Raw genomic sequence first — 26,514 nt, forward strand, 5'->3', positions numbered from 1 at the left:
CCGGGCATCGCTCCCTCACGGGGCGACGCCGGCCGCGGCGGGCTTGAAGCCCGCGCGGATGTTCTCGCAGCACCCGGGCCGGCACACGTCGAACCAGGGGCCGAGCTCGGTCGCGTGCGGTCGCGTCTCCCGCGGCGCGCCGGAGAGCCGTTCGACGACGAGGTCGACCAGACCCGCCACGTAGGCGGGGTCGACGCCGGGCGTGGGCGTGCGCACGGCCCGCAGACCCGCCTCCGCGGCGGCCTCCATCGCCTCGGTGTCGAGGTCCCAGAGCACCTCCATGTGGTCGCTGACGAAGCCGAGCGGCACGATCACCACGGCCTCGATCCCGCGCTCGGGCAGCCCCGCGATCACGTCGCAGACGTCGGGTTCGAGCCAGGGCTGGCTCGGCGGGCCGGAACGCGACTGGTAGACCAGCTGCGAGCCCACCGCCGCGGCATCCGGGATCTGTTCGGCGACGTGCTCCATCACCACACGGGCGACCGCGAGATGCTGCGCCTCGTAGGCGCCGCCGTCGCCCCACTCCCGATCGCGCGGACCCGACCGACGGGCGTCGTCCATCGGCACGCTGTGGGTCGAGAACAGCACCTGGATCCGCTCGCCGCTCACGCCGTCGGCGAGCAGCCCGGCGATCGCTTCGCGCACACCCGTGCGGAAAGGCTCGATGAAGCCCGGGTGATCGAAGAACTGGCGCACCTTGTCGATCGTGACGGTGCCGGCCAGCTCGGTCTGCTCCAGTACGCGGGCGAAGTCCTCGCGATACTGCCGACAGCTCGAGAACGAGCTGTATGCGCTCGTTGCGACGGCGATCAGTGTGGTGTCACCCGCATTCGCGGCCTCGCGGACGGCCTCATCGAGGTAGGGCGCCCAGTTCCGGTTTCCCCAGTAGACGGGCAGATCGATACCGCGGCGCTCGAGCTCGACCTCGATCGCGGCCTTGAGTCGTCGGTTCTGCGCGTTGATGGGGCTGACCCCGCCGAAGTGCCGATAGTGGTGCGCGACCTCTTCGAGCCGCTCATCGGGGATGCCGCGGCCGCGGGTCACGTTGCGCAGGAAGGGGATGACGTCGTCCTGCCCCTCCGGTCCCCCGAAACTCGCGAGCAGGATGCCGTCGTAGGGCACCGGCGTCGTGACGTGCGGCGGTCCGTCCGCCGCGGCGGACGATGCGAAGGCAACGGCGGGAGGACGATCGGCAGATGCGGCGTTCACGCTCTTCATCCTCGCACTGACGGGGAGATGGTGGCGATATGATGGAATGATCATGCCACTATCCCCGCACCAACGCCCGCTCTACGAGGTCAAAGCCGGCCTGTTCAAGGGGCTGTCGCACCCGCTCCGGATCCGGATACTCGAGCTCCTCGCCGATCAGGAGGAGCACACCGTCGCCCACCTGCAGGAGTGCACGGACCTCGAGGCGTCTCATCTCTCTCAGCATCTCGCGGTGCTCCGCCGGCACCGCCTCGTCACCGCGGAGCGTCGCGCGAGCCACGTCTACTACCGCCTCGCGCACCCCGACGTCGCCGAGATGCTCGCCGCAGCACGGAATCTGCTCACCACGCTCGTCGCCGAGGACAGCGCCCGCGCCGACGGCATGGCGTCCCTTCCTCGCATCGGTGCACAGCGGTGAAGCGCGTCCTGCGCGCGAGTCGGGTGCTTCTGCCGGCATCGAGCGACTACCGCGATGCGCCGTCGAGCTGGCGACGTGACCTGATCGCCGGGGTGACGGTCGGCATCGTCGCACTCCCGCTCGCGCTCGGTTTTGGGATGTCATCGGGCGCCGGTGCGTCGGCCGGCCTCGTCACAGCGATCGTCGCGGGCGTGATCGCCGCCGTCTTCGGGGGCTCCAACGTGCAGGTCTCCGGACCGACGGGCGCGATGGTCGTCGTACTTGCGCCGATCGTGGCGTCGCACGGCATGGCCGCTGTGGCGCTCGTCAGCATCATGGCCGGCATCATCGTCGTCGTAGCGGGCGCCGCCCGCCTCGGGCGCGCCGTATCATTCATCCCCTGGCCGGTGATCGAAGGGTTCACGCTCGGAATCGCCGTCATCATCTTCTTGCAGCAGGTACCTGCGCTGACGAGTCCTGTCCGCCACGCCGACGCGCACAACAACGTCGCGCTCGTGGCAATCGACTCGATGCTGGCAGCCGATCCGACCTACCTCGCGTGGGCACTGGGGACCGTCGCGATCGTCGCGGCCTGCATGCTCGCACTGCCGCGGCTGCACCCCGGCATCCCCGGCTCGCTCGTGGGCGTCGTCGCCGTCACGCTACTCACGCTGGTCCTCGCGGATCCGCTCGCTGTGATCGGTGCTCTGCCAGCGACGCTGCCCGCCCCGACCGTCCCTTCAGCCGATTGGGACACGCTTGCAGCCCTCACCTTCCCCGCCGTCACAGTGGCCGCGCTCGCGGCGATCGAGTCGTTGCTCTCGGCCCGTGTCGCAGCATCTATGGCCGACACCGGACCGTACGATCCCGATCGTGAACTCGTGGGCCAGGGCTTGGCATCACTCGGGGCCGGTCTGTTCGGCGGGATGCCGGCGACGGGCGCAATCGCACGCACCGCTGTGAACGTGCGCTCCGGAGCCCGCACCCGGCTCGCCGCCATCACCCACGCCGCCGTGTTGCTCATCGTCGTGGTCGCGCTCGCAGGACCCGTCGGCGCCATCCCGCTCGCGGCGCTGTCGGGCGTGCTGATGGTCACGGCGGTGCGGATGGTGCACGTTGCGACGGCGCGATCCATTCTGCGCTCCCCCCGAGCGGATGCCGCGGCATTCGTCATCACGGCGCTCGTCACCGTATCGGTCGACCTCATCTTCGCGGTTGCGATAGGCATGGCGGTGGCCGCGGTCTTCGCGCTGCGCGCGCTCTCGCGCGCGACGGGCGTGCACCGCGAAGCCATCCGGGGTGAAGCGCAACGCGGTGACGAACGGATCGCCGTCGTCCGGGTCGACGGCCCACTCTTCTTCGCGGCCGCCGACCGCGTGCTGGCGGAGGTTACCGCGATCGAGGGCGTCTCTGTGGTGGTGCTGCGGATGTCTCAGCTCGAACTGGTCGATGCGACGGGCGCCCACGTGCTCAGCGAGATCGTGCAGCAGCTCGAGCGGCGCGGCGTCACCGTGCTGATCAAGGGCGTTCGCGAGGGGCACGTCGAGCTTTTCCGCACGGTCGGGGCACTCGGGGCGCTGCGCCACCAGAATCATCTGTTCACCGACCTGCCCGCCGCGGTAGCGCACGCCCGCAGCCACATCGCCCGCGAACGCTGACCCGCTCCATGGGTTTCGCATCAGTAGGCTGGGGAGGACGCCGCGCCGACCGCAGCCGCGTGGCCGATCCGCCCACGATCTACGGGAGCACCGCTGTGCCTGGAGAGAACCTCACCCGCCTCGAGGCGCAGCAGCGCCGGGCCGTCGTCGACGCCCACGCCTACGAGATCGAACTCGATCTGACGCGCGGACCGGACGTCTTCGCCTCCCGCACGCGTGTGCGCTTCAGCGCCGAGGCCGGCGCGACGACGTTCATCGACCTGATCGCGCGCGAGGTGCGGGCGGTGACCCTGAACGGGCGCACGCTCGATCCGGCCGCGGTGTTCGCGGATTCGCGGATCGAACTGGCCGGCCTCGAGACGGAGAACGAACTCGTTGTCGAGGCGGACTGCCTTTACACGAACACCGGCGAGGGTCTGCATCGCTTCGTCGACCCCGCAGACGGCGAGGTCTACCTCTACTCGCAGTTCGAGGTCCCCGACTCGCGGCGTGTCTACACCGTGTTCGAGCAGCCCGATCTCAAGGCGTCGTTCCAGTTCACCGTGACGGCTCCCGCCGCGTGGCGCGTCGTCTCCAACTCCCCCACCCCTGATCCGGTGCCGCACGGCGACGGCACTGCCACGTGGACCTTCGAGCCCACTCCGCGCATCTCCTCGTACATCACCGCCCTGATCGCCGGCCCCTACGAGTCGGTGTTCTCCGAGCTGACGAGCGCCTCGGGCCGTGTCATCCCCCTCGGGGTCTACGCCCGACGGAGCCTCTGGCAGCACCTCGACGCGGAGTACGTCTTCGAGAAGACCCGGCAGGGATTCGCGTACTACGAGGAGAAGTTCGACTACCCGTACCCCTTCGCCAAGTACGACCAGCTCTTCGTGCCCGAGTTCAACGCGGGCGCCATGGAGAACGCCGGTGCCGTGACGTTCACCGAGACGTACGTCTTCCGCAGCAAGGTCACGGATGCCGTGAAGGAGCGCCGCGTCGTCACGATCCTGCACGAGCTGGCGCACATGTGGTTCGGCGACCTGGTGACCATGAAGTGGTGGAACGACCTCTGGCTGAACGAGTCCTTCGCCGAGTGGGCCTCGACGATCGCCACAGCAGAGGCCACCGAGTGGACCGCCGCCTGGACGACCTTCAACGCCATGGAGAAGACTTGGGCATACCGTCAGGACCAGCTGCCCTCGACCCATCCCGTCGTCGCCCAGATCAACGATCTCGAGGACGTGCAGGTCAATTTCGACGGCATCACCTATGCCAAGGGCGGCTCGGTGCTCAAACAGCTCGCCGCGTGGGTGGGCATCGAGCAGTTCTTCGCGGGCGTCTCCGCGTACTTCGCGTCGCACGAGTGGAGCAACACCGAGTTGCCCGATCTGATGCGCGAACTCGAGGCCACGAGCGGCCGCGACCTGTCGCAGTGGTCGAAGAAGTGGCTCGAGACGGCGGGCGTCAACACGCTCTCGCCGCTCATCGAGGAGTCCTCCGATGGCACCATCTCGCGCTTTGCGATCGTGCAGACCGCGCCGGCCGACTACCCGACCATCCGTCCGCACCGGCTCGCCGTCGGCTTCTACTCCCTTCGAGACGGCGTGCTCGAACGAACGCATCGGATCGAGCTCGACGTCGACGGCGACCGCACCGACGTGCCCGAGCTGAAGGGACGCACGCGTCCCGACCTGGTTCTGCTGAACGACGACGACCTCGCCTACGCGAAGATCCGCCTGGATGACCGGTCGCTCGCCACCGCGATAGCCCACCTGGGCGACATCGCGGACCCGCTCGCACGCTCGCTCGTCTGGGGTGCGGCATGGGACCAGACGCGCGACGCCGAGACGCCCGCCGTTGACTACATCGATCTCGTCCTGCGCAACATCGGAACCGAGACCGAGTCCACCACGGTGCGCACGACCCTGGCGCAGCTGCAGCTTGCGGCGAACTCCTATGTGGCGCCGCTTCGCCGGGGCCAGTCGCGCGAGCGGGTCGCCGATGCGCTGTGGCAGCTGGCGCAGCGTGCCGAGGCGGGCAGCGACAGTCAGCTGCAGTTCGTGACGGCCTTCGCCCAGGCGGCGGCCACGCCGGCGCACCGCGAGACCGTGCGGTCCCTGCGCGAGGGCGGCACCACGCTGCCCGGTCTCGAGATCGATGCCGACCTCTCGTGGCAGCTCCTCGTCTCGCTGGCGGCGGGGGGAGCGGCCACGGCGGAAGAGATCAACGCGGCCCGCACCGCCGACAATACGGCGAAGGGTGCGGAGTTCGCCGCGCAGGCGCGGGGGGCGCTGCCCGGTCGGGAGGCCAAACAGGCGGCGTGGGACTCGATCGTGCAGCGGACGGACGCGCCGAACACGATCCTGCGCGCGACCGCCGCGGGCATCGTGCACCCGGCCACGGTCGATGACCTGGAGCAGTTCGTCGACGCGTACTTCGGGATGCTGCTCCCCGTGTGGTCGTCACGCACGTATCAGATCGCGCAGTACCTGATCGTCGGGCTCTACCCGGCCGCGCTCGCCGACGCGCGCCTGCGTGACGCGACGCGCGCGTGGCTCGCCGCGAACCAAGATGCGCCCGCGGCGCTGCGGCGGCTGGTGAACGAGAACCTCGCCGGCACCGAGCGTGCCCTCGCCGCCCAGCAGCGGGACGGCGAGACCTCCGCACACGACGACGCGTAGTCCCCCCGGGGGATGCCGGCGGGCGCAACACCCTCCTGCCGGCTGATGCGCGCTGTTCGGGGCTCCCCCTAGCGTTGAGGCCATGATCGTCGCAGAGAATCTCAGCAAGGACTTCGGGAGCAGACACGCGGTATCGGATGTGAGCTTCTCGGTGCACCCGGGAAGGGTCACGGGCTTCCTCGGCCCGAATGGGGCCGGAAAATCGACGACCATGCGGATGATCGTCGGTCTCGATCGTCCGACGCGCGGAACCGTGACGGTGAACGGCCGGTCGTATTCCGGGCTGCGCTCTCCCCTCACCGAAGTGGGTGTGCTGCTCGATGCCAAGGCTGTACACACGGGCCGGACCGCGCGCAGCCACCTGCGGGCGATGGCCGCCACCCACGGCATCCCGCGTTCGCGCGTGGACGAGGTCATCGAGATCACCGGTCTCGCGTCGGTGGCGCGCAAGCGTGCCGGCGGCTTCTCGCTGGGGATGGGCCAGCGCCTCGGCATCGCGGCCGCGCTGCTGGGCGATCCGCACACCCTCATCCTCGACGAACCCGTGAACGGCCTCGATCCGGAGGGGGTGATGTGGGTGCGCCGGTTCGTGCAGCATGCCGCTCGCGAAGGACGCACCGTGCTGCTCTCGAGTCATCTGATGAGCGAGATGGCCGTCACCGCCGATCACATCATCGTCCTCGGTCGCGGGCGCGTACTCGCCGACGCCTCCGTGGACACGCTCGTCGCGCAGTGGACACGGCAATCGGTCCGCGTGCGCAGCCCCCACGCCGCGGAGCTCGTCGAGGCCGTGGCGGCGGAGGGTGTGACGGTCGCCAGAGCGGAGACCGATGCGCTCGACATCGTCGGGATCGATGCACGCACGGTCGGAGAGGTCGCCGCATCGCGGGGCCTCACTCTGCACGAGCTGACTCCCGCATCCGGCACCCTCGAAGACGCCTACCTGCAGCTGACCGGCGACGACGTCGAGTACAAGACGAAGGACCTCGCATGAGCACCGCACCCACCACCACCACCACCGCCACCGCATCCCCCGCCCCGGCGATCTCTTCTCCTCCCCGCGCGAACGGGCGTGTTCACCTGTCCTTCGCGCGACTCGTGCGGTCGGAGTGGATCAAGTTCACGACCGTCAGGTCGACGTGGTGGTCGATCGGCCTGGTCGCCGCGCTCTCGCTGGGACTCAGCCTCCTGATGGCCGCGTCTTACGCCAGCTTCGCCGGCGGCGCTCCCGCGGGGCAGCAGCCGGACAGCGGCGGCATCGCGATCCAGGTGATCACCTTCAGCACTGTGCTCACTCAGCTGCTCGCTGTCATCCTCGGTGCCATCGCGGTCACCGGCGAGTACTCGACGGGCATGATCCGTTCCACTCTCACGGCCGCGCCCCGGCGCATCGCCGCCCTGCTGGCCAAGGCGCTCGTGGTCGGCGCCGCCATGTTCGTCATCAGCGTGGTCGTGTTCGCCTTGGCCGCGATGGTGACGACGCCGATCCTCGGCGCGAACGGGCTCGATCTGGGTGACCCGGGCAGCGCCCTGCCGCCTCTGCTCGGCGCCGCCCTGTATCTGGCACTGATGTCGGTCATGGGTGTGGGCCTGGGATTCGCCATCCGCAACGGCCCCGGCACCCTCGCAGTCGGCATCGGCATCGTCTTCGTGGCCCCGATCCTCGTGGGGTTCTTTCCGCGCGTCGACGATTTCGCGTGGATCCACGACCTGGCGAGCTTCCTGCCGTCCAATGCGGGCCAGTCCCTCTTCCTCTCCGGCGGGATGTCCGGCAACCCTCTCGACACGGTGCCGGCCCTGATCACCATCGTGCTGTGGGCCGTCGCCGCTGTCATCGGCGGCTCGGCCGTGCTCGCCTCCCGCGACGCGTAAGGTCGTTGCCGGGGTGCGTCGGATCACGCGCCCGACGAGACGCGCAGGGAGGCTGCACGGGCATGAGCGACGGGCACGACGAGCACAACGGGGCGTACCCGATCTCGTTCTACGAGCAGGTGGGCGGGCACGAGACGTTCGTGCGATTGGTGCACGCCTTCTACCGCGGAGTCGCTGACGACGAGGTGCTCAGGCCGATGTACCCGGAGGACGACCTGGGGCCCGCCGAGGAGCGCCTCACCCTGTTCCTGGAACAGTACTGGGGCGGGCCGACCACCTACAGCGACAACCGCGGGCACCCGCGCCTGCGGATGCGCCACGCGGCGTTCCACGTCAACCCCGACGCGCGCGACCGCTGGCTCGCACACATGCGTGCCGCCGTCGACGAGCTCGAACTGCCCCCGCTGCTCGAGGCCACCCTCTGGGACTACCTGCAGCGCGCAGCGATGGCGATGGTGAACACGTTCGACGCCACGCCGGCGAGGTCGGATGCCGCGGGTCCCGCCGAAGGGGGAACCGCAGCGCATCCACCCGGGCGCACACCGCCGGGGGCCGGGTGAGGTGAGCACCGGCCCGGGGTCAGGACCCCGGGCCTGCCATCGTCGCGCCGCGGACGAGAACGTGACCGCGCTCGAGGCTCAGCCGCGTCCACGATCCGCAGACGAAGACGCGTGCCTGTTCCGATCCCACGATGAATCCGAGCGACAGCGCGGCGAAGGCCGCGCCGAGCGGCAGGCCCCGCCACGGCTCGACCGGCGCCGCCCAGACCTCGGCGCGCACGCGGTGCACCAGGTCCGCCCCCGCGTCCCGAGGCAGGCCGGCGGCCACCCTCGAGACACCGTCGTGCGCGCGCGCCGCCAGATCCGACGCGGCGATCTCATGGGAGGCCTGCCATCCCGCACGCGGGGGTGTCACACCCGCCCACGCGGGACGCGTGGCGGTGGGCGGAAGGCGAACGGAACGCTCGTCGTCTCCCGCCACGACCGAGCCCGCCGCCACAGTGAGGTCGCACTCGAGCTCCGGGTCGACCGGGAGCGCCCGCAGCGCGAGTACCGTCGGGGTGCTGTCAAGCAGCCCGCGTGGGGTCAGGACGGGCGCCCACATCGCCAGCGTGCCGCGGGCCGCGACCAAGCGCACGTCGGCATCGGCGAGGCGCGCCGAGCGGGACGCGAACGTCAGCAGGTCGTCACGGGCGTGCGAATCGGGAAAGCGGAGGGCCTGTGACATCCCCCCTAAGCTACCAAGCGCGGAGACATCGCCAGACGTCCTTCCGCCCGCCTGGACGAGAGGAGCCTCGTGGGTCCCGCTGCCGACGAACTCGAATCACCGACCCCGGATGCCGTCGGCCGCCTGCTCGACACGCTCGAGCTGCAGGGCGGAGCCGCCCGCACCACCGAGGACATCTTCGTCGGACGCAGCGAGCCGATGCCGCACGGCAGGGTGTTCGGCGGACAGGTTCTCGGCCAGGCGGTCGTCGCCGCGGGCCGGACGGTGGACGAGGATCGTGTCGTGCACTCGATGCATGGCTACTTCCTGCGCCCCGGTGACGCATCGCAGGACATCACCTTCGCCGTCGACCGCATCCATGACGGCCGGTCGTTCTCGGCGCGTCGCACACAGGCCTTCCAAGACGGCGTGCCGATCTTCTCGATGATCGCGTCGTTCCAGAACGAGGGCGCCGGTTTCGAACACGCCGCGCCGATGCCGCCGGATGTGCCGGGCCCCGACGACGTGGCTCCCGACGAGAATGCGAGCGCGCCCGGAAACCCGTTCTCGAGGGCGATGCGCGATGCCCGCCCGGTCGAGATCCGTCACGTGCTCCCCGAGTTGTACGCCGACCCCGACCCCCGGCCCCGGCCGGAGAACGCCGCCTGGATCCGCGCCCGTCGCCGTTTTCCCGACGATCCCGCGCTGCACCGCGCCGCCATCGCCTATATCTCGGACATCACGATCCAGGAGTCGATCCTGCGTGCGCACGGGGTGGCGTGGTCGAGCCCCGGTCTGAAGCTGGCCAGCCTCGACTCGGTCGTCTGGTGGCATCGCGCCGCCCGGGTGGACGAATGGATGCTGTACGTGCAGGAGTCCCCGAGCGCCGGCGGCGGACGCGGGCTGGCGACCGGACGGCTGTACACGCCGGATGGCACGCTCATCGCGAGCGTCGCACAGGAAGTCGTCGTCAGGATGCCCTGACAGGCACTCCCGCGTGTCGGCGGGTCAGCGCTTGCGTGCGTAGTCGATCGGCGAACCGAGGTAGGGCTCCCACGCCTGCCGCTGCTCGTCGCTGAGTCGACGAGGACGGCCGGTGCCCGCATCCACCAGCACGATGACGGCGGTGGACCGGGCGTAGACCGCACGGGGTTCGAGCCCGGCCGGGGAATGGACCTCGTAGCAGACCTCGATGCTCGAACCGCCGAGGTTGCCGAACCACATCTGCACGTCGAGTGGTTCGCGCAGGTACGGCACGGGACGCACGTACTCGATCTCCTGGCGGGCGATGAGGGTGAGCACTCCGCCATCGACGCCCGCGTCGAGGACGGCCGTCGGCGGCGCCTGCGCCGCGTCCTCCGCGCGCCAGAACGCTCGCACCCGGGCCTCTTCGAGCAGTTTCAGCATCGACGTGTTGTTGACGTGGTTGAACGCGTCGAGATCGCCCCATCGCAGATGGATGGGCACGTGCAGGCGTCCCGCGGCCGGGCGGCGGCCGTCGTCGTCGTCGGAGTCAGTCACGCGTGAGCTTGCGGTACGTCGATCGGCTCGGCTTCGCGGCATCCGGGCCGAGGCGCTCGATCTTGTTCTGCTCGTACGCCTCGAAGTTGCCCTCGAACCAGTGCCACGCCGCGGGATTCTCCTCGGTGCCCTCGTAGGCGAGGATGTGGGTGGCGATGCGGTCGAGGAACCAGCGGTCGTGCGTGATGACCACGGCGCATCCGGGGAACTCGAGCAGCGCGTTCTCGAGCGACTGCAGGGTCTCGACGTCGAGGTCGTTGGTGGGCTCGTCGAGCAGCAGCAGGTTTCCCCCCTGCTTGAGCGTCAGCGCGAGGTTGAGCCGGTTGCGCTCGCCGCCGGAGAGGACGCCGGCCTTCTTCTGCTGGTCGGGTCCCTTGAAGCCGAACTTGGACACGTAGGCGCGTGAGGGGATCTCGGTCTTTCCCACCGTGATGATGTCGAGGCCATCCGAGACCACCTCCCACAGCGACTTGTTCGGATCGATCCCACCGCGGGTCTGATCGACGTAGCTGATCTCCACGCTCTCGCCGATCTTGAGGTCGCCGCCGTCGAGCGGCTCGAGGCCCACGATCGTCTTGAACAGCGTCGTCTTGCCGACCCCGTTGGGACCGATCACGCCGACGATGCCGTTCGGCGGCAGGCTGAAGCCGAGGCCGTCGATCAGGGGGCGATCGTCGAATCCCTTCTGCAGGTTCTTCGCCTCGATCACGACGCTGCCCAGACGCGGCCCGGCGGGGATCTGGATCTCCTCGAAGTCCATCTTGCGCGTGCGCTCCGCCTCGGCGGCCATCTCCTCGTAGCGCGTCAGGCGGGCTTTGGACTTCGCCTGCCGCCCCTTGGTGTTCGAGCGCACCCACTCGAGCTCTTCCTTGAGACGCCGGGCGAGCTTCGCGTCCTTCTTGCCCTGCACGTCCATCCGCTCGGCCTTCTTCTCGAGATAGGTCGAGTAGTTGCCCTCGTAGCCGATCAGACGCCCGCGATCGACCTCGGCGATCCACTCCGCCACGTTGTCGAGGAAGTACCGATCGTGGGTCACCGCGATCACCGCACCGGGATACTTCTGCAGGTGCTGCTCGAGCCACAGCACGCTCTCGGCGTCGAGGTGGTTCGTCGGCTCGTCGAGCAGAAGCAGGTCGGGCTTCTGCAGCAGCAGCTTGGTCAGCGCCACGCGACGCTTCTCACCACCGGAGAGGTGGGCGACCGTCGCGTCGCCCGGCGGAGTCCGGAGCGCATCCATCGCCTGCTCGAGCTGCGAGCTCAGGTCCCAGGCGTCGGCCGCGTCGATGTCCTCCTGCAGCGTGCCCATCTCGGCCAGCAGCGTGTCGAAGTCCGCGTCCGGGTCGGCCATCTCGGCCGAGATCTCGTTGAAGCGATCGACCTTCGCCTTGATCTCGCCGACGCCCTCCTGCACGTTCTCGAGCACCGTCTTGTCCTCGGCGAGCTCGGGCTCCTGCATGAGGATGCCGACGGTGAAGCCCGGCGAGAGCTTGGCCTCGCCGTTGGACGGCTGGTCGAGGCCCGCCATGATCTTGAGGATCGTCGACTTTCCCGCACCGTTCGGACCGAGCATGCCGATCTTGGCGCCCGGGAGGAACGACATGGTCACGTCGTCGAGGATCAGCTTCTCACCGACCGCTTTGCGGGCACGGACCATCTGATAGATGTACTCAGCCATAGACCCTCCAGTCTACGCGGGGCGCGACCGCGCGATCACCGCGGAGCGATCACCGCGGAGCGATCACCAGTCGATCGGCTGAGTGTTGCCGATGAGGCACCTATCGCCCTCGATGACGGGAAGGACGACCGTGACAGGGTCCCCCGTCTCTGGCCCCACCTGTCCGACGAGGCATTCATCGCCCCATCGGACCGAGAACTGCAGCGATTCGACAGCCGCGCCCAACGTCGTCTCATCCTCCGAGACCTGCATCGCGCCGCGGTCGAAGCCCGCTTCGTCGAGCGCATCGACGTAGGCACGTCCGCTGACGGCCTCGGACCCCTCCCACACCGTGTCGACGACGAGGGAGAAGAAGTCGAGATTCTCGCTCGCCGTTCCCTCCGGCTGCAGTTCGGGCACCTCCGGCGTCGGCGTCGGGCTCGGCGTCACCACGACCGGCGTGAGCGTCTCGGTCGGCGTCGGCTCCGGATCAGTGCCGGCGCACCCGGCGATGCCGAGAACGACGACGGCGGCCCCGGCGGTGAGCAGGGCGCGAGCACCGGAGGTTCTTCTGGGGGCGAGCGAGGGCACCACGAGAGTCTATGCGCCCCCGCTCGACCGTGATTCGCGCGCGGTTCGAGACGGCGCGCGCTCGGCGTTCAGAACGGAGTGGACGCGGCGGCGACAGGCCCCTCACTCGTCACGACGCCCGCCTCCTGCATCTGCCCATCCGGGCCCCCTGTGCTCCCCTCGCCGGGGACAGATGCGTGCCACTCCGCCTCGTCGGGGGTGTCCGCGTCCGAACCGGGCGGGCGATGCGAGCGCTCGAAACGGCTCGTCCCCCACAGAAGATCGTGTCCGAGGGCGTCCGCGTCGATCTCGACCGCGGTGCCGCGCTTGTCGCCGTTCTCCCATGCCCGCAGTCGCAGGCGGCCCGAGACGATCACGCGCTGGCCCTTTTCCAGAGAGCGGTGCGCATTGACGGCGAGCGAGCGATAGGCCGACACCGAGTACCAGTTGGTGGGCCCGTCGATCCACGACGACGTCGCGCGGTCGAACCGGCGGCTGCCACTGGCGAGCCGGAACGTCGTGATCTCGAGGCCGGCCGGCGTCATCTTGTGGGCGACGTCGCTCGCCACATTGCCGGTGATCGTGATGTGATCGGTCATCCTGGTGCACCCCTTCCTGCGGCGGCGGCTCCGCCGTGTCCGGCCCTGCCGGTCGCACCAGCATCGCCGCACGCCGCAGGCGCGGTGGGGGCGCCGTCGCGCTCTCGGGGAGAACGCCGCGCTCAGGGCCGATGGGGAGAAGGGATGCGCCGAGTCGGGGTCACGACCGCGTGTACTCCGCGAACCGGGCACGCACCTTGCTGACCTTCGGCACGGCGACCGCCATGCAGTACCCCTGCGTCGGGTTCTTCGCGAAGAAGTCCTGGTGGTAGTCCTCCGCCTCGAAGAACTCGCCGAGCGGTTCGATCGTCGTGACGATCTCGCCGTCCCACCACTCGGCGGCGCGCTCACGGGCCGCCTCGAAAGCCTCCCGCTGCGCATCGTCCGCGGGGAACATGGCGCTGCGGTACTGGGTGCCGACATCCGCTCCCTGCCGGTTGAGCTGGCGGGGATCGTGCATCGTGAAGAACGCGTCGAGCACGACGTCGGCCGGAAGCACACCGGGATCGAACTTCACCGCCACCGCCTCCGCGTGTCCCGTCGCCCCCGTGCACACGCGCTCATACGTCGGGGCCGGGTCGCTGCCACCCGTATACCCCGACACCACGTCGTGCACGCCCCGCAGGGCGCGATACGCCGCGTCCAGGCACCAGAAACAACCGCCGGCCAGCACATAGGTCTGCATCAAGAGTCCTCTCGGATCGTGGACGCCGCGCTGCTCACGAGGCATCCGTTCCATCCAACACCCGCGACGTGCGGAGTGTTCCGTCGGCGTCGCGGTCCTGACCTCCACGGCGGGTGTCGGAGGCGGGTCCTACCGTGATGGGCATACGAGGAGGCCACCATGACGACGTCCACACCGGAGCGCTCCGCAGCGCTCCCCACTCTGTCGATCCGAGAGGAGCCACCTGCGCTCCCCGCCCGGCTGCACGCGACGCTTGAGCCCGCCGCGCCCGCGCTGTTCCGCGTGCGGGACCGTGCCGGCATCATCATCGGCCATCTCGAGGCGATCGACGATCCACGGGGGCGCCGGTGGCGAGCGCGCCGGTTCCAGCCGCTGCACCGCACTTTCGGCGACGTGGGCGAGTTCTGGGAGCCCGGCGACGCGGTGGTCGCGCTGCAGGCCGGCTGAACGCCCGCCCGCGACCACCGCGGCGGCACCGGGTGAGGACCGTCGAGCCTGGCGGCGATGGAGTCCCCCGGGTCAGTGCTGACGGAACTCCGGCCAGTCGCTTCCGGGTCGCATGTGCGAGTGCAGCGCGCTCTTCGCCACCTCCATGCTCGGATACGTCCCCGCCGGCGCGTCGGCATCCGCCATCGTGACGGTGTACTCGTCGTCGTCCTTGCGGATCGTGCCGACCACTCCGGTGGCGCCGTAGGCGACCCAGAGAGCGTGATGCGTCGATGTGGCAGTCATCGTCATCTCCTTCCGACACGCACGACGGTACGCCGGACGTTTCGGGAACACCAGGCCCCCGGCGGATCGGACGGTAATCTTGTCAGGATCACGCCCCCGTAGCTCAGTGGATAGAGCAACGGCCTTCTAATCCGTCGGTCGCAGGTTCGAATCCTGCCGGGGGCACCGTGGCGGGTCACCGCCGCCGCGCGTACGGGGCAGAGGACGCCGCGCCGCTAGGATGACGGAATGGCAGGGAGCGAGAACGACCGCCTCGTCTGGATCGACTGCGAGATGACGGGCCTGGAGCTGGCGGTGGACGAGCTCGTCGAGATCGCCGTCGTCGTCACGGATTTCGAGCTGAAGATCCTCGATCCCGGCTTTCAGATCGTGATCAAGCCCGACGCGTCGGCCCTCGAGAACATGAACGACTTCGTGACCGAGATGCACCGCTCGTCCGGTCTTCTCGACGAGATCCCCGACGGAGTGAGCGTTGCCGAGGCGGAGTTCCTGGCGCTCGAGTACGTGCAGCGGTTCGCCCCTCAAGAGGGCAAGGCCCCGCTCGCCGGCAACACGATCGGAACCGACCGCATGTTCCTGGCGAAGTACATGCCGCGTCTGGACCGGTATCTGCACTATCGGAACGTCGACGTGTCGAGCATCAAGGAGCTGGCCCGCCGCTGGTACCCGCGTTCGTACATCCATGCCCCCGCCAAGCACGGCGGACATCGCGCGCTCGCCGACATCCGGGAGTCCATCCGCGAACTCGCGTATTACCGCCAGGCGGTCTTCGTGCCTCAGCCCGGCCCGACCAGCGATGGCGCCCGCGCGGCTGCTGCGGCGGCGGTGTCGTCGTTCTCTCCCGGCGTGTAATAGACTTTCCTGGTTGCCCGCGGTGCGGGCGCATGGTGGGTATAGCTCAGTCGGTAGAGCACCTGGTTGTGGTCCAGGGGGTCGCGGGTTCAAGTCCCGTTACTCACCCCAATGATCGAGATGGATGACGAGACGTTCGAGGCCGTCGTGGTCGCCGAACTCGACCTGCTGCCCGACGACATGGTCGAGGGACTCGACAACGTGGTCTTCGTCGTGGAGGACCGACCCGAGGACGGAAGTCTCGACCTGCTCGGCCTCTACGACGGGGTCGCCGTGACCGAGCGCGACACATACGGCGTCGGGGAACTCCCTGACCGCATCATCCTGTACCGCGAACCGCACCTGTCCGTCTGCGACGATGAGGATGCGCTCCGCTCCGAGGTCCACACGACCCTCGTGCACGAGATCGCGCACTACTACGGAATCGACGACCGCCGCCTGCACGAACTGGGCTGGGCATGACGACCATCGCGCATCCGAGCCTCGATGAGGAGACGCTGCACGCACGTGACCCCACGCGCCCGTCCACGTGGCAGACCGTGGTCTGGAACGATCCCGTCAACCTGATGAGCTACGTCGTGCATGTCTTCCGCACCTACTTCGGCTTCTCACGTGACACGGCGACGGGGCTGATGCTCGATGTGCACGAGCGCGGGCACGCGGTCGTCGCCGAGGGCCCGCGGGAACAGATGGAGATGCACGCGCAGGCGATGCACGACTACGGCCTCTGGGCCACCGTGAGGGAGAGACCCGAATGACCGCCGAGACGATCGTGCTCGTGCTCACGCGGATCGAGGCGCGCAACCTCGCAGATCTGGTGGCCCAGTTCTCCGAGCTACTCGAGGAGACCGCCGAGTCGAGCGACCCGGCCGTGCGGCGCCTGGTGCCGGATGCCTATTCCGACGACACCGACGCCGCCGCTGAGTTCCGCCGCGCGACCCAGGGCGACCTGCTGGAGCGCCGGCAGCATGACGCGCTCCGCGTTCTCGCCGACCTGGCACCTGCCTTCGGGAGCGGCGACGAGAATCCGTCCGGAGGTACGAGCGATGACGAGGAGATCACGATCTCCCTCGACCGTGACACTGGATGGGCCTGGATGCGCACGCTCACGTCCATCCGGCTCGTCATCGCGGAGCGGCTCGGCATCCACGACGAGCGCGACGCGCACCCCGAGGACGAACGCTTCGCCGTCTTCGACTGGCTGGGCTTCCGCCTCGAGGGCCTTGTCCGCGCGCTGAGCGACTGACGCCCCACGCACATCACGGCATCCGCTGCTCGATGGTCGCCAGCGCGCGCGGATCGTGCCGAGCGATGTGCCGCTCTTCCTGGCGCGCCCAGCGCTCCCAATGCGGGCGGAAGAGATCGCCGTCGCGGTCCAGTGCGCGATTGCGTCGACTGTCGTCGGGCGCCTCGAGCCACAGCCGGATATCGCTCAGCCGGGCGGATTCACTCGTGAGGATGCCGACGCCTTCGACGATCAGCGGACGGTCGGCCTCGACGGTGTGAGCCTCGGCGTAGGCGCCGATCTCCCAGTCGTACCGGCGCCACTGCGCGTCGTCGCCCCGCGCACGGGGCACGAGCACATCGCGGAGGACGAGGTCGACGCCTTCGCGGAGACCCTCCCAGCCCGGGTAGACCGAGTCGAGGGCGAGGAGCTGTGGCGCATCAGCTCCCGGCCACGTGCGCACCAGCACGTTCGCGAGACTCGACTTGCCGGCACCGCTTCGCCCATCGATCAGCACGACCGGAGCCTGCTCGGTACCGAGGGCGCTCGCGGCCAGGAGTACGCTCCGCGCGGCATCCGCGATCGCCTGAGCGAGCGGGTCCGGCCGGCTACTTCTTGAGGATGCGGATGACACGGCCGAGCGCGCGCCCCGTGACCCAGATGAAGGGAACTGCCACGGCCAGCAGCGCGACGATGTTCGGCTCGAACCGCAGTTCGTCGCCATGGCGGATGTAGGCGCCGACCGGGATCGAGTACCCGCCTCCGCCCCCGCCGCCGTTGCCGCTCTCGTCGGAGCCGCCACCGAAACCGTGCCAGGTCGCGGCAACGGGGATGAGGCGGATGCCGTCGACGTCCTGCTGTTCGCCGTAGGCGCTGTCGACACCGAAGTGCGCAGCCTGCTTGCCGAGTTCAAGTGCGATGTTGGGCATGACCCCACGCTACCCCTCCCGCGCACAGGTGACGAGGTCTGGAGCATGCGGCTCGCGCATCAGTCGCGCGCCGGGTCGGAGCCCGGTGGCCGCCCGCGAGCCGGTCCCCGCCGCGGGTTCTGCCCGACGGCGCTCGCCCGGGTGACCGCGGCGTCGCCGAAGCGTTCGCTCGCGCGGTCCAGCATCCCTTCCAGTCGCCGCAGGTCCTCATCGTCGTCCCAGAGCGAGAGCCCGCCATCGGCGGCGGTCAGGTTCTCTCCACGCACCCCGATCAGACGTACGGGGTCCCGCCGTTCGAGGCCGGCGAAGAGGTCGCGTGCCGCCTCGCCGATCCGCTGGCCCACGGCGGTCGGCTCCGACAGCGTCCGGGTGCGCGACACCGTCGAGAAGTCGTCGAAACGCACCTTGATCGCCACCGTCGCGGCCTGCCACCCGCCCTCGCGCAGTCGCCGTGCGACGCGGTCGGACAGGCGCAGGAGCTCGGAGTTGAGGAATGCCGGGTCGGTGATGTCGTGATCGAAGGTCTCTTCGTGGCCGACGCTCTTCTCCACCCTCCGTGTCGTGACGGGTCGCGGATCGATCCCCTGCGACAGCTGCTGCAGCCGGACGGCGCCCGCCCGGCCGAGCGCGCGCTCGAGCACCTCCGGCGGAGTCTCACGCAGGTCGGCGATGGTGCGGATGCCGCGTCTGTCGAGCGCCTCGGCGGTCTTCGGCCCGACACCCCACATTGCACGCACCGACCGGGGCGAGAGAAAGCGCTCCGTGTCTGCCGCGGCCACGACCAGCATCCCGTCCGGCTTGCACAGGGTCGAGGCGATCTTGGCGACGTGCTTGGTCGCCGCGACACCGACGCTGCAGGTCAGTCCCGTCTGCGCCACCACGCGGGCACGCAGCTCCGCGGCGATCTGCGCGGGCGACCCCCAGAGGCGGCGAGCCCCGCGGACGTCGAGGAAGGCCTCGTCGATAGAGAGCGGTTCGACGAGTGGGGTGAACTCCTCGAAGATGCGCATGACGCGGGCCGAGACCGCAGCGTAGCGGTCGAAGTGGGGCGGCACGATGAGCGCCGTCGGGCACAGACGCACCGCCTGCGACACGGGCATCGCGGATCTCACGCCGTAGCGGCGTGCCTCGTACGACGCGCTCGAGACGACGGAGCGACCGTCGGGAGAGCCGATGATGAGCGGCTTGCCCCGCAGCGACGGGTCGTGGAGCACCTCGACCGCCGCGTAGAACGCATCCATGTCGACGTGCAGAATGCCGGTCCCGGTGTCATCGGCGCCCTCCGCCGACACGATCCGCCCCGTGCCGTCACCGCGTCCCATGCCGCTATTCTCTCCCCGCTGTCCGCGCTCGGGCGGACCACGCGAGACTACGGGGCGGCGCGCTCGAGGATGAGCTCGCGCACGCGCGCGGCGTCGGCCTGACCCTTCATCGCCTTCATCACCGCACCGATGATCGCGCCTGCCGCCTGCACCTTGCCGTCCCGGATCTTGGCGAGAACGTCGGGCTGCGCCGCCAGCGCGTCGTCGATCGCCGCGATGAGCGCGCCGTCGTCCGAGACGACGGCCAGACCTCGGGCGTCCACCACCTGCTGCGGCGTGCCCTCTCCGGCGATGACACCTTCGAGCACCTGGCGCGCGAGCTTGTCGTTGAGCGTGCCCGCATCCACGAGCTGCTGCAGCGCGGCGACGTGCTCGGGTGAGACCAGGTCCGCCGGTTCCCGCTCCTGCGCGTTGGCGAGACGGGTGATCTCGCCCGTCCACCACTTGCGCGCCGCCTGCGCGGATGCGCCCGCGGCGACGGTGCGCTCGACCTCGACGAGCAGGCCGCCGTTGCGCACGTCCTGGAACTCGAGTTCCGTGAAGCCCCACTCGCTGCGCAGTCTGCGCCGGCGTGCCGCCGGCGGCTCGGGGAGCCGGGCGCGGAGCGACTCGATGAGCTCGGCGGAGGGCACGACCGGCAGAAGGTCCGGTTCCGGGAAGTAGCGGTAGTCGTCGGCATCGGACTTGGGCCGCCCGGCAGAGGTGGCGCCGGTGTCCTCGTGCCAGTGACGCGTCTCCTGCGTGATGGTGCCCCCCGACGCGAGGATCGCCGCCTGCCGGCGGATCTCGTAGCGCACGGCGCGCTCCACCGATCGCATCGAGTTGACGTTCTTCGTCTCGGTGCGGGTGCCGAGCTCGCGCTGGCCGCGCGGTCGCAGCGAGACGTTGGCGTCGCAGCGGAGGTTGCCGCGCTCCATGCGGGCGTCCGACACCCCGAGCGAGAGCACGATGTCGCGGATCGTCTGCACGTACGCCTTCGCGATCTCGGGCGCACGATGCTCCGCGCCGTAGATCGGCTTCGTGACGATCTCGACGAGGGGAACGCCGGCGCGGTTGTAGTCGACGAGCGAGTACTCGGCGCCCTGGATGCGTCCCGTCGCGCCCCCCACGTGGGTGAGCTTTCCGGCGTCCTCCTCCATGTGGGCCCGCTCGATGGGCACGACGACCTCGGTGCCGTCGCCGATCTCGACCGTCACGGAGCCCTCGAACGCGATCGGCTCGTCGTACTGGCTGATCTGGTAGTTCTTGCCCAGGTCGGGGTAGAAGTAGTTCTTTCGTGCGAACCGGCTCGACGCCGCGATCTGGCAGCCGAGCGCCAGACCGAGGCTGATCGAGTACTCCACCGCCTGCTCGTTCACGACGGGCAGCGAACCGGGCAGTCCCAGATCGACCGGGGCGAGGTCGGTGTTGGCGTCCCGGCCGAACGAGTTCGGTGCGGAGGAGAACATCTTGGTCCGGGTGTTCAGCTCGACGTGCACCTCGAAGCCCAGCACCGGCTCGTAGCGCTCGATCGCCTCGTCGAAGTCCATCAATGCATCCGCGGCCATCAGCTGTTCTCCCTCTCGCTCAGCTGCGGTGCCCTCGCCAGCAGTGGGGCGCCCCAGCCGTCCTCCAGCAGTGCCTCCAGCGCCGCGCCGACCCGATACAGGCGAGCGTCCTCACGCACGGGCGCGAGGAACTGGATGCCGACCGGCAGCCCGTCGTCGGCGGCGAGTCCGGACGGGATCGAGATGCCCGGAATGCCGGCGAGGTTCGCGGGGATGGTGGTCACGTCGTTCAGGTACATCTGCAGCGGATCGTCGATCTTCTCCCCCAACGGGAACGCCGTGGTCGGCGCCGACGGTGTCGCGATGACGTCGACCTGCGCGAAGGCATCGTCGAAATCCCGCTGGATGAGCGTGCGCACCTTCTGCGCACTGCCGTAGTAGGCGTCGTAGTAGCCCGCCGAGAGGGCGTAGGTACCGAGGATGATGCGCCGCTTGACCTCGTCTCCGAAGCCGGCGTCGCGCGTGGCCGCCATCACGTCTTCGACGGTCGCGCCGGCGTGCGGGGTCACCCGCATGCCGAACCGCACCGAATCGAACTTGGCCAGGTTGCTCGAGGCCTCGGCGGGGAGGATGAGGTAGTAGGCCGCCACGGCGTATTCGATGTGGGGCGCGCTGACCTCGACGATCTCGGCGCCCTGTGCCTGCATGAGCTCGAGAGCGGCGCGGAAAGAGCCGGCCACCCCGGCCTGGAACCCCGTGTCGGGCAGCTCGCGGATGACGCCGACGCGAAGCCCTTTCAACGCCCCGTCTCGGGCCCCCTGTCGAGCCGCCTCGGCGAACGAGGGCCAGGCGTCGGTCAGCGACGTCGAATCGCGCGGATCATGTCCGCCGATCGCGTCGTGCAGCAGCCCCGCGTCGAGGACCGTCCGGGCGACCGGACCGACCTGGTCGAGGCTCGATGCGAGCGCGATCGCGCCGTAGCGGCTCACACCGCCGTAGGTCGGCTTCACCCCGACGGTGCCGGTGAGGTGCGCCGGCTGCCGGATGGATCCGCCGGTGTCGCTGCCCAGGGCGATCGGCGCCTCGTACGCGGCGACGGCGGCGGCGGAGCCGCCCCCCGACCCTCCGGGGACCCGGTCGAGGTCCCACGGGTTGCGTGTCGGGCCGTACGCCGAGTGCTCCGTCGAGGAGCCCATCGCGAACTCGTCCATGTTGGTCTTGCCGAGCGGCACCATCCCCGCTGCGCGCGCGCGCGCGACGACGGTCGCATCGAACGGCGACATGTAGCCCTCGAGGATGCGGGAACCACTCGTGGAGGGCATGTCCGTGGTGACCAGCACGTCCTTGATCGCGAGGGGGACGCCGGCCAACGGGCCCATGCGCTCCCCCGCGGAGCGCCGCTCATCGATGGCCGACGCAGCCCGTTCCGCGTGCTCGCTCACGTGCAGGAACGCGTGGACGTCGGTGTCGACGGCCGCGATGCGCTCGAGGTGGGCCCTGGTCGCCTCGAGGCTCGAGACCTCGCCCGCGGCGATCTTGCCGGCGAGGTCGGCGGCCGACATCCGGAGCAGTTCGTTCACTGCTCCTCCCCCAGGATCGCCGTCACCCGGAAGCGCCCGTCGGCGGCATCGGGCGCGTTCTGCAGCGCCTGCTCCCGCGTGAGGGTGTCGCGCACCTCGTCGTCTCGGAAGACGTTCTGGAGCGGCACGGGGTGACTGGTCGCCGGCACGTCCGGTGTGGCGACCCGCGAGACCTTCGCGATGTTGTCGACGATCAGGTCGAGCTGGCCGGTGAGGCGGTCGACTTCGTCTTCGGAAAGCTGAATCCTGGAGAGCACGCCCAGATGGCGCACGAGATCGGGGGTGATTTCAGACACCCCTCGAGTCTAGGCGTCGCGCGACCGCGGCCCCCACCCCGCGCGAGCCGCGCAATAGGCTGACGACGTGACGACGTATGATCCGCCCAGGCCCTGGATCCGCAGCTATGCCGCGGGTGTTCCCGCCGATCTCGACGCCGTATCGGGTTCGCTCGTCGACGTCGTCGAGGCATCCGCGCGGGACTACCCGGATGCGCCGGCACTGCAGTTCTTCGGCCGCACGACGTCATACCGAGATGTGCAGGAGCAGATCGAGCGAGCGGCCGCGGGACTTCGCGCGCAGGGTGTCCGGGCCGGCGACCCGGTCGCGATCGTGCTCCCCAACTGCCCCCAGCACATCGTCGCCTTCTACGCCGTGCTGAGCCTCGGCGCCATCGTGGTCGAGCACAATCCGCTCTACACGGCGCGCGAGCTGCGCAAGCAGTTCGAGGATCACGGCGCCGTGCACGCGATCGTCTGGAGCAAGGTCGCACGAACGGTGCAGGATTTTCCCGCCGACCTGGCGCTTCGCACGATCGTTTCCGTGGATGTGACGCGCGCGATGCCGCTGCACACCCGCACGGCGCTCCGCCTGCCGATCGCGAAAGCCCGCGCGGCGCGCGTGGCCCTCACCGAGCGCGTGCGCGGTGCTGTGCCGTGGGAGACGCTGTTGCGATCCGAACGTCTGCCCGGCACTGTGCCCAGGCCCGACGGCGACGATCTCGCGATCATCCAGTACACCAGCGGTACCACCGGCAGTCCGAAGGGCGCGGCGCTCACGCATCGCAATCTGATCTCGAACGCCGCGCAGGCGCGCGCATGGGTGCCATCGATCCGTCGCGGCGAGGGATGCGTCGTCTACGCCGTGCTTCCGATGTTCCACGCCTATGGGCTCACGCTCTGCCTGACCTTCGCGATGTCGATGGGCGCGCGGCTCGTGCTCTTCCCTCGGTTCGATCCCGACATGGTGCTTGCCGTGACGAAGAAGCACCCGGCGACCTTCCTGCCCCTCGTTCCGCCGATCGCCGATCGACTCCTGAAGGCGACACTCGAGCGGGGCATCTCTCTCACGGGGACCGAGATCGCGATCTCGGGTGCCATGGCACTCCCCCACGACCTCGTGGTGCCCTTCGAGGACGCGTCGGGCGGGTACCTCGTCGAGGGTTATGGCCTGAGCGAGTGCTCGCCCGTCCTGATGGCGAACCCCGTGGCCCCGAACCGGGTTCCCGGAACCGTCGGCCTCCCGCTTCCCGGCACCGAATGTCGCGTGGTGGACCCGGACGAGCCCACGCGCGACGTCGAGCCCGGGAGCGCGGGCGAGCTGCTCGTGCGGGGACCGCAGGTCTTCCGCGGCTACTACGGCAAGCCCGAAGAGACCGACAAGGTGTTCGTCGATGGATGGTTCCGCACCGGCGACATCGTGACGATCGACGACGCGGGCTTCGTGCGCATCGTCGATCGGATGAAGGAACTCATCATCACCGGGGGTTTCAACGTCGCGCCGACCGAGGTCGAGATCGCACTGCGTCAGCATCCGCAGGTCGAGGACGCCGCCGTCGTCGGCTTGCCGAGCGAGCACTCCGGCGAGGAGGTCGTCGCCGCGATCGTTCCCGTACCTGGGGTGACGCTCGATGAGGAATCCGTCCGGGAATTCGCCCGCGACATCCTCACGCCCTACAAGGTGCCACGACGCATCTTCGTCGTCGACGAGCTGCCCACGTCCCTGATCGGCAAGGTGCTGCGACGCCAGGTGCGTGACTCTCTCGTCCAGCTCACGACGGGCCGGTAGACGAGTCAGCCGCCGGATCGTCGAGGGCGGCGGGGCCCTCGGTGACCAGGAGGTGGAACTGCGCGGCGTCGATGATGCGCACGCCCAGCTGCTCGGCCTTGCCGAGCTTGGAGCCCGCACCCGGGCCCGCCGCGACGAAGTCCGTCTTCTTGGACACGCTGGACGCCGCCTTTCCACCCGCGCGCATGATCGCCTCCTGAGCACCCTCGCGCGTGTAGCCCTCGAGGGAACCCGTGGCGACGACCGTGACGCCCTCGAGCACGCCTCCCACCGAGGCGGCGCCGGGGCCGGGATGATCCGGGACGTGCAGACGCGCTCCCGCCGCTGTCCAGCGTTGGACGATGTCGCAGTGCCAATCGACCTCGAACCACTCGACGACCGCGTCGGCGATGATGGGGCCCACGCCCTCGACCGCGGCGATCTGCTCGCGCGTGGCGGCGCGGATCGCGTCGACCGACCCGAACCACTGCGCAAGGGCACGCGCAGCCACCGGCCCCACGTGACGGATGTTCAGGGCCACGAGAAAGCGCCAGAGCTCCTTCGTCTTCGCCTTCTGCAGTTCCTCGAGCAGCGTGATCGCCTGAGCGGAGGGCTGGGGGCCGGTCTGTCCCTGTTTTCTCTCGGCCGGGGACGGGTTGCGCCGGAAGGGCGCGCGGAGAACCCGCTCCCCCGTCTTATCGTCGATGCGCGGTTCGCCCGTCTCGGCATCCCGCACGATCACCTCGATCGGCACGAGCTGTTCGAGCGTGAGGTCGAACAGCCCGGCCTCAGTCTCGAGAGGAGCAACGCTCGGCGACGACGGCTGAGTGAGAGCCGCCGCCGTCACCTCTCCGAGCGCTTCGATGTCGAGGGCGCCGCGCGATCCGATGTGCTCGACCCGTCCCCGCACCTGTGCGGGACATCCACGGGTGTTGGGACAGCGCAGGTCGATGTCGCCCTCCTTGGCGGGCGCGAGCACCCAGCCGCATTCGGGGCACGTCTGCGGCATCACGAAGGCGCGCTCCGAACCGTCTCGCAGCTCGACGACCGGCCCGAGCACCTCGGGGATGACGTCGCCCGCCTTGCGGAGAACGACGGTGTCCCCGATCAGCACGCCCTTCGCCCTCACGACGTCCTGGTTGTGCAGCGTCGCCTGGCGCACCACGGAGCCCGCCACACGCGCCGGCTGCATGATGGCGAACGGCGTCGCGCGGCCGGTGCGGCCCACCGAGACAACGATGTCGAGCAGCTTCGTGTTCACCTGCTCAGGAGGGTACTTGTACGCGATCGCCCACCGCGGTGCGCGGCTCGTCGCGCCCAGCTCCTCGTGCAGGGCGAGTTCGTCGACCTTGACCACGACCCCGTCGATCTCATGCTCGACCGAGTGGCGGTGCTCACCGAAATGACGGATGTAATCGTCGGCGGCCGCCGCCGTGTCGGCGACGGTGAAGTGCGAGCTGATGGGCAGACCCCACTCCTCCAGGAGCGCGTAGACGCCGCTCTGCGTGCGCACCGGCGGGTCGGGCCAGGCCCCGATGCCGTGCACCGTCAGGCGCAGGCGCGAGAAGCGCTCGCCCATCGCCGCGAGCTGCCGGGCGTTCTTGCCCTCTGTCTTCTGCCGCAGCGATCCGGATGCCGCGTTGCGGGGATTCGCGAAGAGCCGCTCTCCCATGCGCTCCTGGTAGGCGTTCAGATCGTGGAAATCGCGGACGGTGAAGAACACCTCGCCACGCACCTCGACGAGCTCGGGGTGTCCCGTGCCCCGCAGGCGCTCCGGGATGCCGGCGATCTGCCGGACGTTCTGCGTGACGTCCTCGCCGACCCGGCCGTCGCCGCGGGTCGCCGCCGAGACGAGCACGCCCCGTTCATAGCGCAGGGCCAGCGCGAGCCCGTCGATCTTCAGCTCGCAGAGGAAGGCCACGTGCCGTGCGGCGTCGCGCTCGACCCTCGCGGCCCACGCCAGGAACTCCTCGTCGCTGAACACGTTGTCGAGGCTCAGCATCCGCTCGGCGTGCTGCACCGGGTCGAAGAGGGTCGCCTCGGCGGCACCGACCGAGCGGGTCGGGGAATCCTGGCCCTGCAGCTGGGGATAGGCCCGCTCGATCGCCTCGAGCCGCTGCATCCACCCGTCGTACGTCTGATCGTCGACCACGCTGGCGTCGCGGCCGTAGTACGCGTCCCGGGCCTCGACGATGCGCTCGGTGAGGTCACGGGCCTCGTCACGCGCGCGATCGAGGGTCAGGTCGTCGGGAAGCTCTGATTCCGGGGACGGCGTGCTCACCGCGCCAGTCTATGAGCGGGCAGCGACAT

The 26,514-nt window shown here is 69.6% G+C and carries 28 protein-coding genes and 2 tRNA genes; 15 read left to right on the plus strand and 15 right to left on the minus strand.

All coding sequences use genetic code 11. The features are described 5' to 3' along the window. Positions 1–15 precede the first annotated feature (15 nt). Positions 16–1,209, minus strand: coding sequence for a ferrochelatase (locus M4I32_RS01740; RefSeq protein ID WP_319032759.1), 1,194 nt, complete (start codon positions 1,207–1,209; stop codon positions 16–18). A 52-nt stretch (positions 1,210–1,261) separates the two neighbouring features. Between M4I32_RS01740 and M4I32_RS01745 the strand changes: the two genes are divergently transcribed. The 6 genes from M4I32_RS01745 (at position 1,262) to M4I32_RS01770 (ending at position 8,359) form a co-directional block, all read left to right on the plus strand. Beyond that, a complete protein-coding gene (locus tag M4I32_RS01745) occupies positions 1,262–1,627 on the plus strand; it encodes a metalloregulator ArsR/SmtB family transcription factor (protein ID WP_319032760.1) in 366 nt (121 codons plus the stop codon). Further along, entirely contained in the window at positions 1,624–3,264 is a 1,641-nt protein-coding gene (locus M4I32_RS01750; RefSeq protein ID WP_319032761.1) for a SulP family inorganic anion transporter, read from the plus strand. Before M4I32_RS01745 ends, M4I32_RS01750 begins: the two co-directional genes overlap by 4 nt. Before the next feature lie 95 nt (positions 3,265–3,359). Then, positions 3,360–5,927, plus strand: coding sequence for an aminopeptidase N (pepN, locus tag M4I32_RS01755; protein WP_319032911.1), 2,568 nt, complete (start codon positions 3,360–3,362; stop codon positions 5,925–5,927). An 82-nt stretch (positions 5,928–6,009) separates the two neighbouring features. Further along, positions 6,010–6,921 (plus strand): ATP-binding cassette domain-containing protein, encoded by a 912-nt coding sequence (locus M4I32_RS01760; protein WP_319032762.1) that lies wholly within the window; start codon positions 6,010–6,012, stop codon positions 6,919–6,921. Next, positions 6,918–7,799, plus strand: coding sequence for an ABC transporter permease (locus M4I32_RS01765; RefSeq protein ID WP_319032763.1), 882 nt, complete (start codon positions 6,918–6,920; stop codon positions 7,797–7,799). Before M4I32_RS01760 ends, M4I32_RS01765 begins: the two co-directional genes overlap by 4 nt. A gap of 62 nt (positions 7,800–7,861) precedes the next feature. Continuing rightward, on the plus strand, positions 7,862–8,359 hold the full coding sequence (locus M4I32_RS01770; protein WP_319032764.1) for a globin: 498 nt from the start codon (positions 7,862–7,864) through the stop codon (positions 8,357–8,359). Between the two features lie 19 nt (positions 8,360–8,378). On the opposite strand, the gene M4I32_RS01775 is transcribed toward M4I32_RS01770, so the two are convergent. Further along, positions 8,379–9,026, minus strand: coding sequence for a hypothetical protein (locus M4I32_RS01775; RefSeq protein ID WP_319032765.1), 648 nt, complete (start codon positions 9,024–9,026; stop codon positions 8,379–8,381). A gap of 69 nt (positions 9,027–9,095) precedes the next feature. On the opposite strand from M4I32_RS01775, the gene M4I32_RS01780 reads away from it, so the two are divergent. Continuing rightward, positions 9,096–9,989 (plus strand): acyl-CoA thioesterase, encoded by an 894-nt coding sequence (locus M4I32_RS01780; RefSeq protein ID WP_413466764.1) that lies wholly within the window; start codon positions 9,096–9,098, stop codon positions 9,987–9,989. A 24-nt stretch (positions 9,990–10,013) separates the two neighbouring features. Here M4I32_RS01780 and M4I32_RS01785 read toward each other — a convergent pair whose 3' ends face one another. The 5 genes from M4I32_RS01785 to msrA form a co-directional block, all read right to left on the minus strand. Then, entirely contained in the window at positions 10,014–10,526 is a 513-nt protein-coding gene (locus tag M4I32_RS01785; RefSeq protein ID WP_319032766.1) for a thioesterase family protein, read from the minus strand. Beyond that, complete coding sequence (ettA, locus tag M4I32_RS01790) at positions 10,519–12,201, minus strand: energy-dependent translational throttle protein EttA (RefSeq protein ID WP_319032767.1); 1,683 nt, start codon at positions 12,199–12,201, stop codon at positions 10,519–10,521. Before ettA ends, M4I32_RS01785 begins: the two co-directional genes overlap by 8 nt. A gap of 63 nt (positions 12,202–12,264) precedes the next feature. Continuing rightward, on the minus strand, positions 12,265–12,771 hold the full coding sequence (locus M4I32_RS01795; protein ID WP_319032768.1) for a DUF6993 domain-containing protein: 507 nt from the start codon (positions 12,769–12,771) through the stop codon (positions 12,265–12,267). A 68-nt stretch (positions 12,772–12,839) separates the two neighbouring features. Continuing rightward, the gene (ssb, locus tag M4I32_RS01800) at positions 12,840–13,349 is read right to left on the minus strand and encodes a single-stranded DNA-binding protein (RefSeq protein ID WP_319032769.1); all 510 of its coding nucleotides are present in this window, start codon (positions 13,347–13,349) and stop codon (positions 12,840–12,842) included. A 160-nt stretch (positions 13,350–13,509) separates the two neighbouring features. Then, positions 13,510–14,034 carry a peptide-methionine (S)-S-oxide reductase MsrA gene (gene msrA, locus M4I32_RS01805; protein ID WP_319032770.1) on the minus strand — a complete coding sequence of 175 codons (525 nt, stop codon included), beginning with the start codon at positions 14,032–14,034 and terminating at the stop codon, positions 13,510–13,512. A 159-nt stretch (positions 14,035–14,193) separates the two neighbouring features. Here msrA and M4I32_RS01810 point away from each other — a divergent pair, with 159 nt between their 5' ends. Beyond that, positions 14,194–14,481 (plus strand): hypothetical protein, encoded by a 288-nt coding sequence (locus tag M4I32_RS01810; RefSeq protein ID WP_319032771.1) that lies wholly within the window; start codon positions 14,194–14,196, stop codon positions 14,479–14,481. Between the two features lie 72 nt (positions 14,482–14,553). On the opposite strand, the gene M4I32_RS01815 is transcribed toward M4I32_RS01810, so the two are convergent. Then, complete coding sequence (locus tag M4I32_RS01815; RefSeq protein ID WP_319032772.1) at positions 14,554–14,766, minus strand: methyltransferase; 213 nt, start codon at positions 14,764–14,766, stop codon at positions 14,554–14,556. 92 nt (positions 14,767–14,858) lie between these two features. Here M4I32_RS01815 and M4I32_RS01820 point away from each other — a divergent pair. The 6 genes from M4I32_RS01820 to M4I32_RS01845 all read left to right on the plus strand — a co-directional run bounded on the left by M4I32_RS01820 (position 14,859) and on the right by M4I32_RS01845 (position 16,864). Further along, positions 14,859–14,931 (plus strand) — tRNA-Arg (locus M4I32_RS01820). Positions 14,932–14,994: 63 nt separating this feature from the next. Next, positions 14,995–15,618 (plus strand): oligoribonuclease, encoded by a 624-nt coding sequence (orn, locus tag M4I32_RS01825; RefSeq protein WP_319032773.1) that lies wholly within the window; start codon positions 14,995–14,997, stop codon positions 15,616–15,618. Between the two features lie 35 nt (positions 15,619–15,653). Beyond that, positions 15,654–15,729 (plus strand) — tRNA-His (locus M4I32_RS01830). Continuing rightward, a complete protein-coding gene (locus M4I32_RS01835; protein ID WP_319032774.1) occupies positions 15,730–16,080 on the plus strand; it encodes a metallopeptidase family protein in 351 nt (116 codons plus the stop codon). Further along, a complete protein-coding gene (gene clpS, locus M4I32_RS01840) occupies positions 16,077–16,376 on the plus strand; it encodes an ATP-dependent Clp protease adapter ClpS (protein ID WP_319032775.1) in 300 nt (99 codons plus the stop codon). The genes M4I32_RS01835 and clpS overlap by 4 nt, the downstream gene beginning before the upstream one ends. Then, positions 16,373–16,864 carry a DUF2017 family protein gene (locus tag M4I32_RS01845; protein ID WP_319032776.1) on the plus strand — a complete coding sequence of 164 codons (492 nt, stop codon included), beginning with the start codon at positions 16,373–16,375 and terminating at the stop codon, positions 16,862–16,864. Before clpS ends, M4I32_RS01845 begins: the two co-directional genes overlap by 4 nt. A gap of 13 nt (positions 16,865–16,877) precedes the next feature. Here the strand turns inward: M4I32_RS01845 and M4I32_RS01850 are convergent, their stop codons facing one another. The 6 genes from M4I32_RS01850 to gatC are packed head-to-tail and all read right to left on the minus strand — an operon-like array spanning position 16,878 to position 22,457. After that, positions 16,878–17,477, minus strand: a complete 600-nt coding sequence (locus M4I32_RS01850; RefSeq protein WP_319032777.1) for a hypothetical protein — start codon at positions 17,475–17,477, stop codon at positions 16,878–16,880. Then, positions 17,452–17,772: a hypothetical protein gene (locus M4I32_RS01855; RefSeq protein WP_319032778.1), complete on the minus strand. Its 321-nt coding sequence runs from the start codon at positions 17,770–17,772 to the stop codon at positions 17,452–17,454. The genes M4I32_RS01850 and M4I32_RS01855 overlap by 26 nt, the downstream gene beginning before the upstream one ends. Positions 17,773–17,831: 59 nt before the next feature. After that, positions 17,832–19,094 carry a DNA polymerase IV gene (gene dinB / locus M4I32_RS01860; RefSeq protein WP_319032779.1) on the minus strand — a complete coding sequence of 421 codons (1,263 nt, stop codon included), beginning with the start codon at positions 19,092–19,094 and terminating at the stop codon, positions 17,832–17,834. A 47-nt stretch (positions 19,095–19,141) separates the two neighbouring features. Further along, positions 19,142–20,641, minus strand: a complete 1,500-nt coding sequence (gene gatB, locus M4I32_RS01865; protein WP_319032780.1) for an Asp-tRNA(Asn)/Glu-tRNA(Gln) amidotransferase subunit GatB — start codon at positions 20,639–20,641, stop codon at positions 19,142–19,144. Further along, positions 20,641–22,143, minus strand: coding sequence for an Asp-tRNA(Asn)/Glu-tRNA(Gln) amidotransferase subunit GatA (gene gatA / locus M4I32_RS01870; RefSeq protein ID WP_413466770.1), 1,503 nt, complete (start codon positions 22,141–22,143; stop codon positions 20,641–20,643). The genes gatB and gatA overlap by 1 nt, the downstream gene beginning before the upstream one ends. A 14-nt stretch (positions 22,144–22,157) precedes the next feature. After that, positions 22,158–22,457: an Asp-tRNA(Asn)/Glu-tRNA(Gln) amidotransferase subunit GatC gene (gatC, locus tag M4I32_RS01875; RefSeq protein WP_319032782.1), complete on the minus strand. Its 300-nt coding sequence runs from the start codon at positions 22,455–22,457 to the stop codon at positions 22,158–22,160. 67 nt (positions 22,458–22,524) lie between these two features. On the opposite strand from gatC, the gene M4I32_RS01880 reads away from it, so the two are divergent. Beyond that, entirely contained in the window at positions 22,525–24,225 is a 1,701-nt protein-coding gene (locus tag M4I32_RS01880) for a long-chain-fatty-acid--CoA ligase (RefSeq protein WP_319032783.1), read from the plus strand. Here the strand turns inward: M4I32_RS01880 and ligA are convergent. Beyond that, positions 24,209–26,485, minus strand: a complete 2,277-nt coding sequence (gene ligA / locus M4I32_RS01885) for an NAD-dependent DNA ligase LigA (RefSeq protein WP_319032784.1) — start codon at positions 26,483–26,485, stop codon at positions 24,209–24,211. The genes M4I32_RS01880 and ligA overlap by 17 nt on opposite strands. Positions 26,486–26,514: the final 29 nt, after the last annotated feature.

The organism is Microbacterium sp. LRZ72 (assembly GCF_033792225.1).
Taxonomy (GTDB): Bacteria; Actinomycetota; Actinomycetes; order Actinomycetales; family Microbacteriaceae; genus Microbacterium.